Annotated in this window: 1 protein-coding gene; it reads left to right on the top strand. The window is 38.5% G+C overall.

Annotated elements, in window-relative coordinates:
* The first annotated feature begins 95 nt into the window (after positions 1 to 95).
* Positions 96 to 1,429, top strand: a protein-coding gene (locus AC6CHV_RS26280; protein ID WP_445724474.1) for an IS3 family transposase whose coding sequence is annotated in 2 segments (ribosomal slippage) — positions 96 to 506 and positions 509 to 1,429 — 1,332 coding nt in all. Because the reading frame shifts where the segments join, the coding sequence is not laid out codon by codon here.
* The last annotated feature ends 37 nt before the right edge of the window (positions 1,430 to 1,466 follow it).

Raw genomic sequence — 1,466 nt, 5'->3', positions numbered from 1 at the left:
TAAACTGTACCCTGTGTAGTAGACACATTAAAAAAAGTCTGCTGCACAGGGTCTTTTTATGTACAATAGATTAAAAATAGTGCGGGAGAGATAGTATGAGTAAAAAAATATTCTCGGAAAAAGAGATCGAATTACTAGCTAAAAATCCATATGTAAAATCAGTAAGTCCCAAAGGTATTACCTATTCAGATGAGTTTAAGGAGCACTTTATAACTCAAAATGACCTGGGGAAGTTTCCTAGAGAGATATTTGAGGACTGTGGGTTCGATACTGAGGTATTAGGTATGAAACGGATTGAGTCTTCTGGAAAAAGATGGCGAGAAGCTTATCGTAAGCACGGAATTCTAGGACTTCGTGATACAAGATCAGGAAACTCAGGTAGACCAAGGGAAAGAGAGCTTTCCACTGAAGAAAAATATGCAAGGTTAGAGGCCGAAAATAACCTGTTGAAAGCAGAGAATGAACTATTAAAAAAGATACGATTCGCAGAAAGGGGGATGAAGAAGAAATAAAATTGTCAGCTGACCAGAAATTTAACCTTATTCATTCCGTTATCGAGAAATACAATCTAACAAGGATGGTAACCCACCTCTGTAAAGTAGCTGGTGTGTCCCGTCAGGGATACTATAACTACTTTTCTGCTAAACAAGTTCAGAGAAGGAAGGATCGGGAGAAAAAGGATGAATCCCTTCGGGACCTGGTTTTAAAAGCATACAATTTCAAGAACCGTAAGAAAGGGGCTCGTCAAATTAAGATGGTATTGGCAGGTCAGTTTAGTGTTGTTTTCAATCTTAAGCGAATCAGAAGAATCATGAAGAAATACGGGATTGAGAGCCCTTTTAGGAGAGCGAACCCCTACAAGCGCATCATTAAGGCTACGCAGGAGCACAAGGTCGTCCCGAACTTACTTAACAGGGAATTCAAACAAGGAATCCCACACAAGGTCCTTCTTACGGATATAACCTACCTATATTTCGGAAAAGGTAAAAAAGCTTATTTATCAACCATTATTGACGCTTCCACCAATGAAGTCTTAGCTCATCAGGTCTCTGATCGAATTACTTTAGATATCGCTACGGATACACTTAAGAAGTTAAAGAAAAACAGGAGAATCAAACTGGCTAAAGGAGCTTATATACATTCTGATCAGGGAGGTCACTATACCAGCCCTGTTTATCAAAAGCTGGTGAAAAAATTCAAATTGGAACAATCAATGTCTAGGAGAGGTAACTGTTGGGACAACGCCCCACAGGAATCATTCTTTGGTCATTTTAAGGACCTGGCTGATATAAAATCATGTGAAACTTTAAAAGAACTTAAGCAAGAAGTGAAAGCTGCCATCCACTACTACAATCACTACAGATATCAATGGAATATGAAAAAGATGACCCCTGTTCAATACAGAGATCATCTTCTTAAAGTAGCCTAGCTTTTTTTAAAATGTCCTTTACAAGGGGTACAGATTA

The organism is Ferdinandcohnia sp. GQ5 (assembly GCF_059759275.1).
The sequence above is the reverse complement of the archived record's forward strand: the minus strand, read 5'-3'. Positions and strand labels throughout refer to the sequence as shown.